This window comes from Tabrizicola sp. M-4, assembly GCF_051132405.1.
Lineage (GTDB): Bacteria > Pseudomonadota > Alphaproteobacteria > Rhodobacterales > Rhodobacteraceae > Paragemmobacter.
In genome coordinates this window covers 313510-330994 of record NZ_CP128606.1, presented here as the reverse complement: position 1 = coordinate 330994, position 17485 = coordinate 313510, and the positions used below count along the sequence as shown (strand labels likewise).

At 64.7% G+C, this 17485-nt stretch carries 16 protein-coding genes; 2 read left to right on the top strand and 14 right to left on the bottom strand.

The features are described from left to right. Positions 1 to 48: 48 nt before the first annotated feature. The 14 genes from TabM4_RS01705 to TabM4_RS01640 form a co-directional block, all read right to left on the bottom strand. Entirely contained in the window at positions 49 to 873 is an 825-nt protein-coding gene (locus TabM4_RS01705) for an ABC transporter permease (RefSeq protein WP_434617521.1), read from the bottom strand. Further along, a complete protein-coding gene (locus TabM4_RS01700; protein WP_434617519.1) occupies positions 870 to 1715 on the bottom strand; it encodes an ABC transporter permease in 846 nt (281 codons plus the stop codon). Before TabM4_RS01700 ends, TabM4_RS01705 begins: the two co-directional genes overlap by 4 nt. A 1-nt stretch (position 1716) precedes the next feature. Next, positions 1717 to 2799 carry a quaternary amine ABC transporter ATP-binding protein gene (locus TabM4_RS01695; protein WP_434617517.1) on the bottom strand — a complete coding sequence of 361 codons (1083 nt, stop codon included), beginning with the start codon at positions 2797 to 2799 and terminating at the stop codon, positions 1717 to 1719. Between the two features lie 64 nt (positions 2800 to 2863). After that, entirely contained in the window at positions 2864 to 3718 is an 855-nt protein-coding gene (locus TabM4_RS01690) for a glycine betaine ABC transporter substrate-binding protein (protein WP_434617516.1), read from the bottom strand. Positions 3719 to 4025: 307 nt separating this feature from the next. Continuing rightward, complete coding sequence (locus tag TabM4_RS01685; protein WP_434617514.1) at positions 4026 to 4958, bottom strand: LysR substrate-binding domain-containing protein; 933 nt, start codon at positions 4956 to 4958, stop codon at positions 4026 to 4028. Position 4959: 1 nt separating this feature from the next. Beyond that, on the bottom strand, positions 4960 to 6306 hold the full coding sequence (locus TabM4_RS01680) for an NAD(P)/FAD-dependent oxidoreductase (protein WP_434617511.1): 1347 nt from the start codon (positions 6304 to 6306) through the stop codon (positions 4960 to 4962). 8 nt (positions 6307 to 6314) lie between these two features. After that, positions 6315 to 7823 (bottom strand): aldehyde dehydrogenase, encoded by a 1509-nt coding sequence (locus TabM4_RS01675; RefSeq protein WP_434617509.1) that lies wholly within the window; start codon positions 7821 to 7823, stop codon positions 6315 to 6317. Between the two features lie 3 nt (positions 7824 to 7826). Beyond that, entirely contained in the window at positions 7827 to 8744 is a 918-nt protein-coding gene (locus TabM4_RS01670; RefSeq protein ID WP_434617507.1) for a dihydrodipicolinate synthase family protein, read from the bottom strand. A 316-nt stretch (positions 8745 to 9060) separates the two neighbouring features. Then, a complete protein-coding gene (locus TabM4_RS01665; RefSeq protein ID WP_434617504.1) occupies positions 9061 to 9813 on the bottom strand; it encodes an SDR family NAD(P)-dependent oxidoreductase in 753 nt (250 codons plus the stop codon). Positions 9814 to 9823: 10 nt separating this feature from the next. Then, a complete protein-coding gene (locus TabM4_RS01660; protein WP_434617501.1) occupies positions 9824 to 10585 on the bottom strand; it encodes an SDR family NAD(P)-dependent oxidoreductase in 762 nt (253 codons plus the stop codon). After that, positions 10573 to 11589: a proline racemase family protein gene (locus tag TabM4_RS01655; protein WP_434617498.1), complete on the bottom strand. Its 1017-nt coding sequence runs from the start codon at positions 11587 to 11589 to the stop codon at positions 10573 to 10575. The genes TabM4_RS01660 and TabM4_RS01655 overlap by 13 nt, the downstream gene beginning before the upstream one ends. Positions 11590 to 11593: 4 nt before the next feature. Next, entirely contained in the window at positions 11594 to 13063 is a 1470-nt protein-coding gene (locus TabM4_RS01650; RefSeq protein WP_434617496.1) for an aldehyde dehydrogenase family protein, read from the bottom strand. A gap of 10 nt (positions 13064 to 13073) precedes the next feature. After that, a complete protein-coding gene (locus TabM4_RS01645; RefSeq protein ID WP_434617493.1) occupies positions 13074 to 14306 on the bottom strand; it encodes an NAD(P)/FAD-dependent oxidoreductase in 1233 nt (410 codons plus the stop codon). 17 nt (positions 14307 to 14323) lie between these two features. Continuing rightward, the gene (locus TabM4_RS01640; protein ID WP_434617491.1) at positions 14324 to 15208 is read right to left on the bottom strand and encodes a dihydrodipicolinate synthase family protein; all 885 of its coding nucleotides are present in this window, start codon (positions 15206 to 15208) and stop codon (positions 14324 to 14326) included. Between the two features lie 174 nt (positions 15209 to 15382). On the opposite strand from TabM4_RS01640, the gene TabM4_RS01635 reads away from it, so the two are divergent. Further along, complete coding sequence (locus TabM4_RS01635; protein WP_434617489.1) at positions 15383 to 16120, top strand: GntR family transcriptional regulator; 738 nt, start codon at positions 15383 to 15385, stop codon at positions 16118 to 16120. A gap of 505 nt (positions 16121 to 16625) precedes the next feature. Beyond that, positions 16626 to 17480, top strand: coding sequence for a metalloregulator ArsR/SmtB family transcription factor (locus TabM4_RS01630; protein ID WP_434617486.1), 855 nt, complete (start codon positions 16626 to 16628; stop codon positions 17478 to 17480). The last annotated feature ends 5 nt before the right edge of the window (positions 17481 to 17485 follow it).

Here is a 17485-nt window from a genome sequence, read left to right as displayed (position 1 = left end):
CGAGGAGCGCGCGGCAGAAGCCAAGGCTCGGAGCGGTCCGGCCCCCACCTAACCGAAGGCCCGTCGGGTGAGGCGGTCCATGAAGATTGCCACCGCCACGATCGAGAGCCCCGATCGCAGACCTAGGCCCATTTCCATCCGGGTCAGGCCGCGCGTCACCTCGGCCCCCAGACCGCCCGCCCCCACGAGACCCGCGAGCACGACCATGGCAAGCGACAGAAGGATGCATTGGTTCAGCCCGATGAGGAGCGTCTTCCGCGCGGAGGGTATCTCGATCCGCGTCAGCGTCTGCCATGAGGTCGCGCCAGAAGCAGCGCCGAGTTCGATGAGCTCCTTCGGCACCTGCCTGAAGGCCAGCGTCGTCAGCCGGAGCATCGGGGGCACGCCGTAGATCACGGTCGCCATGAGTGCGGGCACCTTGCCAAGGCTGAAGATCATCACGGCGGGGATCAGATAGACCCATGGCGGCACGGTCTGCATGAGGTCGAGAACGGGGCGCAGGGCCGCCTCGATGCGGGGTCGCCGGGCGGCAAGAACGCCGAGCGGAAAGGCGATCAGGACGGCCATCGCTACAGAAAGCGAGACGAGCGCCACGGTCTGCATCGTCTCGACCCAAAGGCCCGACAGGCCCGCGACCGCCATGCAGGCCGCCGCGACCATGGCCATCCCGAAACCCTGACGCCACAGGATGAGCAGCACGAGGGCCGCCGCGAAGAACGGGCCGGGCACCGCCAGCAATGCGGCCTCGGTCGCGCCGAGGACGGCCTCGACACCGGTGCTGATCGCCAGAAAGAAGCCGTGGGCATTCGTGTTGAGCCAGGTGATCACCGGGGCGACGACGTCGCCGGGCGAGAGGAGCGCCTTTTCCTTCATCGCGTGCCCCCGTTGGAATTGCCTGCCGACTGGCTGATGCGGTCGATGATGATGGTCAGGATGACGATTGCGATGGCGGCGTTGACTGAAAGCGCGATGTCCAGCTTGCGGACCGCGCCATAGATCGTCTCGCCAAGGCCGCCGGACCCGACGATGCCCGCGATGACGACCATGCCGAAGGCCATCATCAAGCTCTGGTTGATGCCCGCCATGACGCTGGGCAGCGCGAAGGGGACGCGGATCTTGAGGAAGGCGTCCAAGGGTCTTGCCCCGGTCGCCTGTCCCAGTTCGATGAATTCGATGGGGGTCATCCGGAAACCATGGGCGGACAGGCGGACCACGGGGGGAACCGCTACGATGAAGGTCGCGACGATGGCCGTTGCCGGACCGTAGCCGAGGAATGCAATGGCCGGCAGCAGGTAGATATAGGGCGGCAGGGTCTGGATCAGGTCCAGCATAGGTTCGAGGATACGGGTCAGCCGCCTGCTGTAGCCCGCGACGACACCCACGGGAACGCCGATGATCACGGCGAGCACGACCGAGATCAACACAAGGCACATCGTTTCGACCGTCGCGGTCCAGAGGCCCATCACACGGCAGAACGCCAGTGCTGCCGCCGAGGCAAGTCCCGCTTTCCAACCGAGAGAACGGGTCGCGATACCGCCGAAGGCGATAGCGACCAGCCAGAAGGGCACGAAGATGAGGCTGTCGACCATCAGGTCGAACAATCCTTCCAGCGTGCCGCGCACGAGGTCGAAGAACAGCCCGCCATTGTCCGTGGCCCATGCCATCGCGCGGTCGACGGAGGCGTCGAAGGCCTCTACCCAAGGGGTCAGGTCCATGTCAGGCCACCCCGGCCGCGGGCGCGTGATCGCCTTTAAGGCCTTCGAGAAGGGTGCGCGCCGTGACCACGCCGACGCTTTTGCCGCCGTCGATGACCGCCACGGCCTGATGGTCAGACGCCAGAACAAGATGGATCAACCGGTCGATGTCGGCGTCCAGTCCCGCCGAGGGAAGCGCATCCAAGGGGGCAGCGGTGAAGGCGCCGACGGGCATCATCACTGAACCCGCCTTCACGAGATGTATGCGCGAGATGCCGGCCACGAAATCGGCGACATACTGGTCGGCGGGGTTCATCACGATTTCCTCGGCGGTACCGGTCTGCACCATTGCGCCGTCCTTCATGATCGCGATGCGGTCGCCGATGCGGATCGCCTCGTCGAGGTCATGGGTGATGAAGACCGCGGATTTGCCGAGTTGCTTGGTCAACTGGCGGAACTCATCCTGCAACTGGCGGCGGATCAGCGGGTCGAGGGCCGAGAACGGCTCGTCCATCAGGATGATCTCGGGGTCGGCGGCAAGGGCGCGGGCAAGGCCCACCCGTTGTTGCATCCCGCCCGAGAGTTCGCGTGGGTAGCGGTTCAGCCAGTCGCCCAGCCCCACGCGCGTCAGGGCATCGGTCGCGATGCGGCGGCGTTCCGCCGGGGCCACCCCCTGCACCTCCAGACCGAAGGCCGCATTTTCCAGCACGGTGCGAGTCGGGATCAGCGCGACGTTCTGGAAGACCATGCCGATCGTGTGTGCCCGCATGTCACGCAGTTCGGCGGCGGGCATGTCGTTGATGGCGCGGCCCTTCACCAGAACCTCGCCCAGCGACGGGTCGATCAGACGGTTCAGCAGACGGATCAGCGTGGATTTGCCGCTGCCCGAGAGGCCCATGATGCAGAAGATCTCGCCCTTGCCGACGGTGAAGCTGGCATCGTGGACGCCCACGACACAGCCGAATTCGGACAGGACCTCGCGCTTGCCAAGCCCCCTGGACTTGAGCGCGGCGATGGCGTCGCGGGAACGGTCGCCGAACACCTTCCAGACGGAGCGGCATTCGATCAGCGGCGCGTCATACGGGGCGGTGTCGTTGCGGGTCATCGGCGCTGTCCCAATCCTGCGGAAGAGATATGGCCGGCCCGGCACCCCGGACCGGCCCGAATGGTCATTCGGACTTGATTGCGGTCCAGCGCGCGATCAGGTCGGCATGGGCGGCAACCCAGTCGGCCACGGCCTCTTCCATCGCCTTGCCGTCGTTCATCGCGCCGTTGATCGCGGTGATGTCGGCAAGCGGGACATAGATACTGGCAAGCCGTTCGCGCAGGGCGGGGTTCGCCGCAGAGAACCCTGCGGTGCCGATGAAGTAGTAGGACTGCGCTGCCGGGAAGACGCCCTTCGGATCGGCAAGGAACTTCACGTCATACTTCTGCATCATCCACGACGGTTCCCAGATCGTCACGGCGATCGGTTCCTGGCGGGACATAGCCGCATCCAGCGCAGCGGTCATGGCGGCGGTCGATCCTTCGACAAGGTCCATGCCCGTGCCATAGGCCTCGACGGCGGCGGCGGCATCGCGCATCAGGCCCGAACCCGGCTCGATCCCGATGATCTTGCCGCCGAACATGTCCTTGTTGGCCGCCAGTTCCTCCATCGAGGAGATGCCCACATAGGAGGGCACGGCAATCGCCTGATAAAGGCCGTGCGAGACCGGAGAGATCTTCTCCAGCCTGTCCATGTTCTTGGTCCAGTAGTCATGCGCCACGTAGTCGGTCTGCGAGGCCATGATGTCCACGTCGCCGTTCGTCAGGGCGGCAAAGGCGATGCCCCATTCCGAGAATTCCTCGACCTCGACGGTATAGCCCTTCGATTCGAGGACCGACTTGGTGATGCCGGCGATCGGGGTAAGGTCTTCCCAGCCCATGGTGCCGATGGTGATCGTGGTGCCGTCTTGCGCGAAGGCGGGAAGGGAAAGGGTGGCTGCGATGGCGGTCGCGCCAAGCGCCTTGACGAAGCAGTTCATGTGAGGTCCTCCGGATTGCATTGAGCTTTCGCCACCGTGGCCGCAGCCGGGCGGATGGTGCTGAGGCACCGTCCACCGGATGTCCGGTGATCTTTTGATGGGAGCGTGCGCCGCGCACCTTCTCCGGTCGGATCAGGCCGCGGTCGGCGGGCGGCCTGCGGGATGGGCGGCCGGTCGGCGCCTTCCTTGCCCATGGTATCCCGTATCGCGCCCCACTGCCGCAAACGAGAATTTCGCAGGGTTGCGCATTAGAAAATCTGATGGTGTGGGGCGGCGGCTCAGCGGCCGCGCAGGTACCGCCCCGGCCCTATTTCAGCGATCCGAGAAGATGGTCCACAAAGCGTGCCACGGCGGGGCGCTGCATGGCAGCGCTTTGACAACGCAGGAAATTTCCGCGCCCTGCCGTGATCGGGGACGGATGGGCATGGACCAGTTGCCCATCCCTCAGCCGGGGCTGCACCATGTGCTGCCAGCCCAGCATGACCCCCTCGCCGGAAAGGGTCGCCTCGATCAGCAGCCCGACCTTGTTCGTCGACAAGCTGGATGGCCCCCGTTCCCACCGTGCGCCTTGCGCGCGGAACCATTCTTCCCAGCCCAGCGGTTGCCAACCGATGGCATCCGCGCTCCAATGCCGTTCGTGAAGGTGGAGAAGATTCGCGCGGTTGAGGCTTTGGGCATCCTCGAACGGGCCGTGCTGCGCAAGATAGGCGGGCGTGCAGACAGGCTGCGCCGCTTCGGGGAAAAGGAAGTGCAGTTCCTCGCCCACCTCGCTTCGCTCGTTGCCGCAGAGAAGCGCCAGATCGACGCCCGAATAGTTGCGCAGCGTTTCATCCTCATCCGAGGCGAGGATCACGAAGCCAACCGAGGGATGCTCGGCGCGAAAACTCTCGATCAGCGGGCGCAGCCAGTAGGTCGCCATGCCATCGGTGGCAGAGACGGTCACGGTTTCGGGCAGGCCATCGGGCTGAAGGAGGCCAACGCCCGCACTTATGGTATCAAGGCCAGCGGCCACGGCGGCGAAAAGGTCGACCCCTGCCTGAGTCAGTTCCAGCGCGTTGTGCTTGCGGATGAAGAGCGCCACTTCGAGGGCCTTTTCCAGCACCCGGATCTGCTGGCTGACCGCGCCCTGCGTGATGTTCAACTCCTTCGCCGCCAGCGTGAAGCTCAGATGCTTGGCGGCAACCTCGAAGGTCGCCAGAGCGCCAAGGGACGGGAGGTGCCTGCGGCGGACCGGTCTCATGCTATTCTGTCCTCGCCTGCCATTCCTTCCAGCGAAGATAGGCATTTGCACCGATGGTGTCGAAAGGATGCGGCGGAAGGCGGGACGGTTCGCCTTCTTCAAGGAAGAAACGGGTGACATCGCTTGTCCGGCCAAGCGCCAGCGTGGCCGCGGCGATACCCGTCAGGGTGCCCCGCGTGGTGCCGAGACCATTCTGCACGCAGGCCGAGAAAAGCCCCGGCTCCAGTTCCCGCATGACTGAAACGCCGTTCTTTGTCAGGCACAGATGGCCGGACCAACCATGTTCGAACCGCACCCCCCTGAGCGTCGGGAAACGGGCATCGAACTTCTGCCGCATCCGGGCCGTCACCCGCGCCAGATCGCCCGCGCTCGTCTGCATGCCGGGCCGGTAGTAGCCACCCTGACGGATGACGATGCGATTGCCGCCCTGCGCCGTCGAGATGCGGCGCACGGTCGATCCCATCGGGTCCGATGGCGTGAGTCCCCATGTGCCTTGGCCGCCCAGACCGCGCAGCAGGTCACCCGGGATTTCCTCGGTCATGCAGGCGTTCAGCATGATGTGCATCAACTGCCCGCGACGAAAACCGAAACTTTCCAGATGGCCATTATTGGCAAGGATCACCCTTGTCGCCCGCACCCCTCCCTGCGGCGTGACAAGCCTCCAGCCCGCCCCGGCGCTCTCGTATCCGGTGACGGGGGAGGATTCGAAGACCTGAACCCCCCTCGCCACAAGCCCGGCGGCGAAACCGCGGATATAGCCGGCAGGCTGGATCAGCGCCGTTCCGGGGGTGTAGAGGCCGCTGGAATAGTAGCGCGTCCCCGTCACCTCGTGCATCGTCTGCGCGTCATAGATCTCATGCGGTTCGCCAAGGGCGGCAAGGTGTTCCGCGTAGGTGCGGTTGCCCTGCTCTCCAACATCGGAGGCGGCGGCGTTGATCTTGCCCCAGCGCTGGAAGTGGCCTGCGGGCAGGCCGTATTCGCGGCTGACATCCTCGGCGAAATCGATGGCCTGCCGGTTCAGCCGCGTCAGTGTCCTGTCGCGTGCCGCGCCCGATCCGGCATAGTCGGAACTGGTCAGGTCATGCGGCAGGTCGATCATGAAACCGGAATTCCGGCCTGCCGAGCTTTCGGCGATGCGGCCCGCATCCAGCACGACAACCGACAGCTTTGCATCGGCGAGCAGCAGGTGCCGCGCCGCCGAAAGCCCCGCGAAACCTGCGCCGACGATGGCGATGTCGCAGACCGTCTCGCCCCGAAGCTGCGGAAGGGGCGCGGCGGGGGGCAGGATCGCATTCCACCCCGCCGGGCCGGTATGCACGGGCAGGCGACTTACCTTGCGCAGGGCCATGGTCTTCCTCAGTCGATCGCGGTATCGCTGGTATCGGTAAGGTCCAGCCAGATGGTCTTGAGCTGGGTATACTGATCATGCGCATGAATCGAGTTGTCGCGCCCGCCGAAACCAGACTGCTTGTAGCCGCCAAACGGCGTGGTGATGTCCCCTTCGCCGAAGCTGTTCACCGTCACCGTCCCCGCCCGCAGCATCTGCGCCCCACGCAGCGCCCGCTTGCCGTTCGCCGTGAAGATCGACGCGGCAAGGCCGTAATCGGTGTCATTGGCAACCGCGATGGCCTCTTCGAAGCTGTTGACCGGAATGACCGTCAGGATCGGCCCGAAAATTTCCTCGCGCGCGAGGATGGAAGCGTTGCTTGCCACCTCCACCACTGTGGGTTCGACGAAGCCCTCGGCGACGACCTTGCCGCCCATCAGGACCTGTTCCTTGGCCACCGTCGCCAGATAGCCGGACACCTTGCCGAAATGCGCCTTCGAGACCAGCGCCCCGACCCGAACCTCGGGGTTCAGGGGCTCTCCCACCACCCATTCGCGGGCATGGGCGCGGATCTTCTCGATCAGGCGGTCCTTGATGCCCCGCTGGACGATCAGGCGGCTGGCGGCGGAACAGTTCTGCCCCATGTTCCAGAACGCGCCGTTCACCACATGGGCGGCGACGGCGTCCAGATCCTCGGCATCGTCCAGCACGATGCAGGGGTTCTTGCCACCCAGTTCCAGCACGACCTCCTTCAGATTGCTGTCTGCCGAATAGTGCAGGAAGCGGCGACCCGTGATTGTCGATCCGGTAAAGGAGACCATGTCCACATCCGGATGCCTGCCCAAGGGTTCACCGACCTCTGACCCGCTGCCGGTCACGACATTCAATACCCCGCGCGGAATGCCCGCCTCGGCCGCCAGTTCCGCCAGCCGCAGCGCTGTGAGCGATGTCTCCGCCGCAGGCTTCACCACAACGGAACAGCCCGCCGCCAGCGCGGGGCCGATCTTCCATGCCAGCATCAGGAGCGGGAAGTTCCACGGTAGGACCAGACCCACGACGCCCACGGCTTCGCGCACGACCATGGCGATATGGTCGTTCGAGGCAGGGCTGACCTGATCGTAGATCTTGTCGATCAATTCACCATGCCACTTGATGACATGGATGGACTCGGGGATGTCGACCTGCTCGCAGTCATGGATCGTCTTGCCGCTGTCGAGGCTTTCCATCACGGCCAGTTCGCGGGCGTGGCGCTCCATCAACCGGGCCAGCCGGACCAGAACGTCCTTGCGCGCGGCAGGATGCAGACGCGACCAGCGGCCATCCTCGAACGCCTCGCGCGCCTTGGCGACGGCAAGATCCACATCTGCCGCGCCACAGGCCGCGACGGTGCCCAGCACCGCACCCGTGGCCGGGTTCACCGTCTCGAAGGTCTTGCCGGAAATCGCCGGACGATAGGCCCCGTCGATCCAGGCATTCTGCGGCAGGTCGAGCGAGGCCGCGACGGCCTTGTATTCTTCATGGGTCAGCAGGTCGGACATGGCTCAGTTTCCCTCGACGATCGCCTTGACGGTGGTCTTGAGCGTGCGGATCACCTGCTCAAGCTCGCGCTTTTCTTCCTTGTTCAGGCCCTTTAGCGGCGGGCGCATCGGCCCCGCGCGCAGGCCCGTCACCTCGACCCCGTGCTTGATGCACTGGATGAACTTGCCGCCCTGCTCCAGCACGGCCATCAGGGGCAGCATGGCCGACATGATGCGGCGGCCCTTGGCGAAATCGCCCTTCACCACGCAGGTTTCCCACAGCGCGATATGCTCCTCGGGCAGGAAGTTCGACCCGCCGCAGATCCAGCTTTGCGCGCCCCAAGCGAAGAATTCGAGCGCTTGATCGTCCATGCCGCAGGACATCTGGATATGCGGGTAGTCGCGGGCCAGAAGGTGGACACGGTTGATGTCGCCGCTGCTTTCCTTGATGCCGATCACGTTTCGCGACCGCCCCACGCGGTCAAGGAATTCGCGCCCCATCTCGACGCTCATGCGGCCGGGATAGTTGTAGAGGATGATCGGAAGATCGGCCGCCCGGTCGATCGCCAGCGCGTTGAGCGCGTTCTCGCGCTCGGTCGGTACCGAATAGGGCGGCGTGCCCAGCAGGATCGCATCCGCCCCCATCTCGCGCGCTCCGGTCGCCAGCGCGAGGGAGTCGGGCGTCCGCATAGCGCCCGTGCCGATGACCACGGGGACACGCCCCTTCACGCGATCCACGATGAAACGCGCGATGGTCAGCCGTTCCTCGATCGTTTCGGCGTAATTCTCGCCCGTCGATCCGCCAGAGATCAGACCATGCACACCCGCCGTGACAAGACGTTCCACCAGATCGGTCAGAGCGTCGAAATCAACCTCGCAATCCGTGTGGAAGGGCGTGATGACGGGCGTGTAGATGCCTTCCAGCCTGAAACGGACACTCATGGGCCACCCTCCTTTGCGATGCGATCGGCCCTGTTCTCGCGGAGCGGGCTCCAGAAGAGGTGGGGCTTTTGCAGATAGGGCTAGACCCGAGACGGAACCGACGCAAAGGAGAATGCACTGCGGTTGCGCATCAGTATAACTAATGCCAAAGGATCAAGGGACAGAGTTCCTTGGACAGCCCCGGCGCAGCTCCGGAACGCACCCAGCGCAAGTCCGGTCAGGAACGGAGGTCCGCGAGGCGACGGCCCCCTCTCATCCGGAACAGGCGGAAGGTTCCAGCCCGCAAGGCCACTCGCCGCCGTGACAGGGAACGGACCTATGCCACCGCCTGCGCACCGGTGATTTCCACAAGCGAACCGCACATGAAGGCCGCCTCGTCCGAGGCAAGGAATGCCACCAGCGCCGCGACTTCCTCCGGCTTGCCGATGCGACCAAAGGGCACCAGCCTGTCGAGATCGGCGATGCTGCGGCCTGAACGCCTGACCCCTGCCTCCAGCATTGGCGTGTGGATCTCGCCGGGGCAGACAGCGTTGACGCGGATCTTTTGCGGGGCATAGTCGCGGGCGAGGTTCTGGGTGAAACTCGCCACCGCGGCCTTTGTCACGTTATAGGCGATGTGGTTCGGCGCAGGGTAGAGGCCCCATTGCGATGCCGTGTTGACGATTGCGCCGCCCCCCTGGGCGATCATTCCGGGCAACGCGGCCTGGCAGAGATGGAACATGGCGTCGATGTTGACGGCGAAGGACAGGGTCCAGTCCTCCTCGGTCAAGGCCAAGAGCGGCCCGCGCCGGTTGATGCCCGCATTGTTGCACAAGACATCGATCCGCCCTTCATGGGCAAGCGCATCCGCGATCACCGCCTTGCAGCCCGCAGCGTTGGAGATGTCGGCAGCAAAGCCCCTTGCGCGCCCGCCCCCGGCGCGGATTCCGGCGGCCGTGTCCTCGACACCTTCGGCATTCCTGTCGGTGACGATTACCCGTGCTCCCTCGCTGGCGAAGCGCTGCGCGATGGCGGTGCCGATGCCTCCGGCCGCCCCCGTGACGATCACGATCCTGTCCTGAAAGCGCATGCTTGTCCCCCTAGCGCAGATAGCTGCCGCCGTTCACATCCAGCACCGCCCCGTTGAGCGATGCCTGCGACGGGCGGAAAAGAAACGCGGTCAACTCGCCGATCTCCTGCGGCGCGGCCATGCGGCCGATGGGGATGCCAGCCAAGGCCGCGGCTTCACCATGCCGGGCGATGAAATCCTCGGCCATTTCGGTGCGCACCCAGCCGGGGGCAAGTGCGACGGCGGTTATTCCCTCATGCCCGTGACTTTGCGCGACCGACTTCGTCAGGTTGATCAGCGCGGCTTTCGACGCGCCATAGGCCATGGCAGCGGAGGCATAGCCACGCTGTCCCGCACGGGAGGCCATGTTGACGATCCGGCCCCCGCCATGGGCGCGGAAATGCAGGATGGCCAGTTTCGTGAGATCCACCGCCGACAGGAAATTCACGCGCATCTCCCGCTCCCACACGGCCTGCCAATCGGAGAGGGGGGCATCGACCGCCACCTCGCTGCGGATGCCCGCATTGTTCACCAAGCCGGTGATCCGGCCTTCTGCGGCAAGGGCGGCCTCCCAAAGCAGGCTTGCGCCTTCCGGACACGAAAGATCAGCGGTGAGGATGGCCCCTTGCCTGCCGATGGAAAGGAGCAGCGCTTCTGCCGCCGCGCGATTGCGGCCGCAATGGATCACAACGCGCGCCCCCTCGGCAGCGAGGCTCTGGCAGATGGCCTGCCCGATGGCCCCTGTGGCCCCGGTCACAAGGATGGTTTGGCCGGTCAGCATCATCCGCCCCATGTGTCGGAGAGGGTGAACCCGTTCGGGAAGGGATCGGTGGGGTCCATGCCGATCTGGCTGAGGCCATAGATCCAACACTGGCCCGAGATGCGGTTGCGGGTGGCGGCATGGGGACCGACCCGCGTTTCCCCGACGAATTCGGTTCGGAACTCGCCGCCGATGATCGAGCGCGACGTCACTACATCGCCGGGCCTCACCCGCCCCCGGGCATGCCATGCCGCCATGTTGGAGTTCGACCCGGTGCCGCAGGGCGAACGATCCGCGCGACCGGGGCGCAACGTGGTGCAGGTGCGCAACTGCCCGTCAGGTTCCTCGGCGCGGAACATCACATAGGCGAGGCCGTTCAACGCCGGTGTCATTGGATGGGGTGCGGCTTCCTGCGCCGCGATGCGGTTGCGCAGATCGACGCCGATCATCGCCAGTTGGCGGGCATTCTCGGGGGTGATCGTCAGCCCGATCTGATCGACATCGACCAGCGCGTAGAAGACGCCGCCGAAACAGAGATCATAACGGACCGGCCCCCATTCCGCCGTCTCGATCGTGGCATCCAGACCGGCGACGAAGGCCGGCGGCATGTCGAGGGTCACTTTGGTGACCTTGCCATCGGCACAGGTCGCGGTCGCCCTGACCAATCCGGCGGCGGTGTCGAAGGTGACCACACTTTCGGGTTGGGCCATCGGGATCATCCCGGTTTCCAGAAGAGCCGTCGTGGCGCACATGGCGTTTGAGCCCGACATGGCATGTGCCTGATCCGGCTGAAGGATGATCAACCCGACATCCGCCGCCGGATCGCAGGCAGGAACCAGCAGGCAGAACGAGCCCGCCGGACCCGAGCGCGGTTCCGAACAAAGCCAGCGGCGCAGGCTGTCATCCACTGTATTCAGATGGTGCAACTTGTCGGCCATCGTAGCGCCGGGGATGTTCAGCACCCCCCCTGTGATCACCCGGCCGATCTCGCCGGCGCAATGCACATCGACGGTCTGCAAGGTCCGGTTCCAGCGCATGCGGTCAGCCCTTCAGATACCAGCCCCAGGGCTGGTCGCTGACCAGTCTGGTGATCTGCTTGGTTTCAAGATAGTTATCCAACCCCCAGCGTCCGAGTTCGCGCCCGATGCCGGATTGCTTGTATCCGCCCCATGGCGCTTCGGTGAAGGTGGGCTGGGAGCAGTTGATCCAGACAATTCCGGCGCGGAAGGCCGCCGCGACCCGTTCGGAGCGGGCGTCATCGCCGGACATGACCGCCGCCGCAAGGCCGAAACGGGTTTCGTTTGCCAGACGGATCGCCTCTTCCTCGGTATCGAAGGGGCGGATGCAGACCACGGGACCGAAGATCTCTTCGACCCAAGCCTCGGCCTCCAGCGCCACATCGGTCAGGATGGTGGGGGCCACGAAGTAACCCCTGTCATGCGCGGCCTTGCCGCCGGTCGCCAGCGTCGCCCCTGCCGCCACGGCCCGCTCGATGAAGCCGAGCACCTTGCGATACTGGCCTTCGTTGACGAGTGGGCCGAGCAGTGTGCCGGGTTCCAGCCCGTTGCCGATGGTGATCTTTTCCGCCTCTGCCACCAGTCGTTCGAGAAGTGGCGCATAAAGGCCGCGCTCCACCAGCACGCGCGAGGTGGCCGAACAGACCTGTCCCTGATTCCAGAAGATGCCGAACATGATCCATTCGACGGCTTTTTCGATGTCGCTGTCGGCGAAGATCACAAAGGGCGACTTGCCGCCCAGTTCGAGGCTGATGGTCTTCACATCGCGCGCCGCCGCCGCCATGAGCCGTGCGCCCGTGGGCACCGATCCGGTGAAGGCGATCTTGTCCACGCCGGGATGATCGACGAGGGCCTGCCCGACCTCGGCGCCAAGGCCGGTGACGATGTTAAGAACCCCCGGCGGAAGCCCCGCCGCCTGCACGATCTTCCCAAGTTCAAGCGCGGTCAGCGAGGTATGCTCGGAGGGTTTCAGCACCATCGTGCATCCGGCGGCCAAGGCGGGTGCCACCTTCCATGCAGCCATCAGCAGCGGATAGTTCCACGGAATGATCGCCACCGCCACGCCCGCGGGTTCGCGCACGACCTTTGCGGTGAAGCGGGCATCGGGCAGGGTTACGGTTTCAACCTCGCCGTCCAGTTCCGCGGCCAGACCGGCGTAGAAATCAAAGCAGCCCGCCGCATCGCCGATGTCCCATTCCGCCTCGGGCAGCGGCTTGCCATTGTCCAGCACTTCCAGCCGCGCCAGGTCCGGCAGGCGGTCGCGGATGCCCTGCGCGATGGCACGCAGGACCGCCGCGCGCGCGGCCCCGGTCATGCGCGGCCATGGCCCGTGATCAAAGGCTGCGCGCGCCGAACGGACGGCGGCATCGGCATCGGTGGCCGTGGCGGCCGGGATGCGATGGAAGATGGCCTCGGTCGCGGGGTTGATCACGGGAAGCGTTGCGCCTGCCACGGGGGCGACCCATCTGCCGTCGATGAAAAATTCTGTCTGCATGATCCGTTCCTCAGAAGCGGTTGATGCGGTAGGGATGCAGATCGACGGGCGGCCTGACCCCCGTGATCAAATCTCCCATCAGCCGCGCGGTAGTGGCGGCATAGGTCAGGCCGAGATGGCCATGACCGGTGGCATAGAACACGCCCTTCGTCCTTGCGCTGGCCGACAGGATCGGCACCGTGTCCGGCAGGGCCGGACGGTGGCCCATCCATTCGGTGAAGTCCTCGCAGGCCAGATTGGGTAGAGCCTCGCGCGCCCGTCTTACCGTGATCTTGCTGCGCCGATAGTCGGGGGCTGCATCCAGCCCCGCCATCTCGACCGTGCCGCCTACCCGGATGCCACCTGCCGTGGGCGTCACCATGAAAGCCCGCGCCGGCCAGATAATGGAGTGCTTCATGCTGATGCCCGGTGCCATGATCTGGGTATGATAGCCGCGCTCAGTCTCCAGCGGGATCGGCTCTTCCAGCATCGCCGCCAGTTTGGCGGAGAATGCCCCGGCACAGATCACAACCCTCTCGGCGGCGATCCTGCGGCCATCCTTCAGCACCACCTCGCGGATGCCTTCGCCACGGACAAAGCCCGTCACCTCTCCCGTCTCGATCCGGCCCCCAAGGGCGGTGAACCGCTGGGCAAGCGCGACAACCAGCTGGTAGGGGTCCTTCATCGACCGGTTCTGCGGGAACAGCACCGCCAGCCCGATCCTGTCCGAAAGCTCCGGCTCCAGCGCGCGGATGGCTTGTCGCCCGATGACCTCATGCGGGAAACCGAAGCGTTCGAGGATCTCGATATGCGCGCGGTCCGCCTTGAATTCGGCCTCGTCGGTGTAGAGCGACAGGCAGCCTTCCTCGCTGATCTGGTCTTCCAGCCCGGTCTCGCGCAGCAGAGCCATCGTGTCGTCGAGGGCGCGGGCACAGAGCGCCGCCCCTTGCTCCTCCAGCTCGCGCAGCCGACTGGGGCGTGAGGCCGCGATGAAGCGCAGGAACCAAGGCAGCAGACGTGGTATGTAGGCGGGGCGGACACGCACCGGACCCTCTGGGTCAAGCATCCAGCCGGGGATCTGCCGCCAGACCGAGGGCCGCGAGGCGGGCATGAACTCGGTGACGGCGATGGAGGCCATGTTGCCGAAGGAGGCACCGCGCCCCGGTGCGTCACGATCGATCAGAACAACCTGCTGGCCGCGCCGTTGCAGATCATGTGCGATGGCGGTTCCAATGATGCCCGCACCGATGACGAGAGTGGTCATGCCCTGCCCCGACCGTCTTATGTCCAGTCGAGGATCGGCTGCATGGCGGCCGCGAATTCCGCCTTCTCGGCATCGGTCAGCGGACCGAATGGCATGCGGCATTCTCCCACCGGATTTCCCTGCAATTCGCAGCCGTATTTCAGCTTCTGCACGAACTTGCCCGACTCCAGGACGTTCATCGCAGGCCAGATCGCCGTCATGATCTCCTTGGCGCGGATATGGTCCCCCCTGCGGAACGCGGCATCCATTTCGCAGACCGGCTTCGCCATGCAATTGGCGGGGCCGCAGATCCAGCTATCCGCCCCCCATTGCATGAAATCCCATGCGATGTCGTCGGAACCTGAAACAAGTTGGATGCGGCCCGCATAGCGGGTGGAGATGCCGATGGCGCGCTGCAGGATGCCGGAGGATTCCTTGATGCCGATGATGCGCGGCTCGTCCGCCAGCGCGTCCAGCGCCTCATATCCGATCTCGACACCGTCCTTGCCCGGATAGGAGTAAAGCACGATGTCCATGTCGGTCGCTGCGATCACCGCCTTGAAATGGGCGATGATCTCGGCCTGCGTCGGCTTGGTGTAGAAGGGCACGGCAAGCAGGACCGCGTGATAGCCCATCTCTTTTGCGCGCAGCGTATTGGCGATGACCCCGGACGTCGATGGCGCGTTGGTCCCGGCAATCAGGGTTTCGCCGGGCAGCGCGAAATCCTTCACAAAGCGAAGAACGGACTCGCGCTCGGGGTCCGACATCAGGTTGTATTCACCCGACGACCCGCAAGGCACCCAGCCTGACACCCCGGCTGCGCGCAGGTCGGCAAGGTGTTTCCCGAAGGCAGCGAAGTCGACCAGTCCCCTTGCATCGAAGGGGGTGACCAGCGCCGGCATGACGCCCGAGAGTTTCAGCATGGGTTCGTCCTTTCTTGCGGCCTCGATCCTGCGCCACCGGGGACCTTGGGACCGAGGCAATCCGATGCCAGCAAACATGACGACATTATGCCGACAAATCAATCAAGAATATTCTGTGTCGACAGGATGGGGTCGGGCAGTATAGCAAAGGCGGCAGGCAGACAGGGAAGCGCCATGGCTGAGGACGTCGAGACGAAGCGGTTGAAGGGCATGGGCGTGAGGTTCGCCTATGAGACACTGCGGGATGAGATCCTCTCGCTGGACCTGCCACCAGGATCGGTGCTGGACGAGACGTCCCTCGCCGAACGTTTTGGCATGTCACGTTCGCCCGTCCGCGAGGCGATCATCCGGCTTGCGGGCGATGATCTGGTGGTCACGCTATCAAACCGCTCCACCATCGTGGCGCCGATCGATATCCAGAGTTTTCCGAAATACGTCGAGGCGCTTGATATCGCGCAGCGGATGAACACCCGCCTTGCCGCCGAACTGCGGACAGATTCCGACCTCGAGGCCATCGCAGCCCGCCAGCAGGATTTCGTGACCGCCGTCAGATCCGGCCAGCATCTGGCCATGTCCGAGGCCAACAAGGATTTCCACATGTCGATCGCCGCGGCAGGGCGTAACCCCTATCTGGCCGCCTTTTACGACCGCCTGTTGAATCAGGGCAGGCGGATGCTGCATCTGCATTTTCGCTATCTCGAGGAAGGTAACGAGGGCCACCTTCTGACCGAGGAACATGACGAGATGCTGGCAGCGATCCGCGACAGGAATATCGAGCGCGCAGACAACCTCGCGCATCTGCATACACGCCAGTTCCGCGACAATTTCATGGACTTCATGAAGCGCAACTATCTGAAGGATGCGGCGCTTGTGCCGCTTGGAACGTCGGCGGCAACCGAGGGGGTGGCGTAGGAAAGGGCACCGCAGGTCCAGCCGCCGCCGGCGATCGGCAGTCTGTGCGATTGCTGGCCAGGCAGGATGGGACCCAACCTCCGACAGCGCCGTTGTGCGTTCTGATCCGGTCCCGCGCCCGTGGCGTTGGCCAAGCCTTAAGCGCGCGACAGAGCGCTGCGCATTGGCGTTGAATGGCATTCCATCGCCCAACTCGCCTTTCCCAAGGTCAAGGACCTCCGAGAATTGCGCCGAGTTGGGGTTTCCTGCAAATCCCGCCGTTTCTCTGCAGCCTTCGCCGTCTTGATGACCGATCCCTTTTGCAAGGGCGTCTTGGTACGCACAACACGCCTGATTGGTATGGTGAAACCTCTGGAAAGCGGCCTGTCGAGAAAGCGAAAGGATCGCGCGGCGCTTTGGCACGGGGCAATGGCCTGCTGCGGGGACAGAAGCAGGAACTGGCGCGCCCCGCCCTGTCATGAAACCTTCATTGGACAGGCGCAAATGATTCCAATATTCGGGAAACATGGAAAATAATCCCGCTGTTCATGCCTTTGCCACATTGGGCCATCCCGGTCGCCTCGCCGTCTTTCGGCTGCTGATGCGCTTTGCCCCGCAGGGTGTGCGCCCGACGGAAATCGCCGAGGCACTCGGTCTGAAACAGAACACCCTGTCGCATCATCTCGGGGATCTGACGGCCTCCGGCCTTGTCGGTGTCGAACGGCAGGGCCGGTCGCTTTACTATGCGGTCGACCTAGACGCGACGGAAGGGCTGATCCGCTATCTCGCCCTCGATATCGGCCGGGCCCGGCCAGACCTGCTTGCCCCCCTGCGTTCCGTTCAACAGGACTTCCAACCGATGACGGCCGAACATCCCGAGACCAATTTCGATGTTCTCTTCCTCTGCTCGGGCAACTCGGCCCGGTCGATCTTTGCCGAGGCTCTTCTGCGCGATCTGGGCCGCGGCAGGTTCCGGGCCTTTTCGGCAGGTACGCGTCCCAACACGGAACTTAACCCCTTCGCGCTGGAGATCCTGAAGCGCAACGGCCATGACACCTCTGGCCTGCGGTCGAAGCACATCTCCGAGTTCCAGAAACCAGACTCGGTCACGATGGATTTCGTCTTCACCGTCTGCGACACGGCGGCGGCCGAGGAATGCCCGCCCTGGCCGGGGCAACCGATCACGGGACACTGGGGCCTGCCCGACCCGGTAAAGGCGACCGGCACCGATGCCGAGAAGGCGCTGGTCTTCGCGCAGACCTATGCCGCGCTTCGCCGCCGGATCATGGCCTTCGTGGAATTGCCGTTCGCGTCGCTCAATCGCATGTCGCTGCAATCCCGCGTGGATGCCATCGGCACTGACACACAAGCAAAGGCCTGATCCGC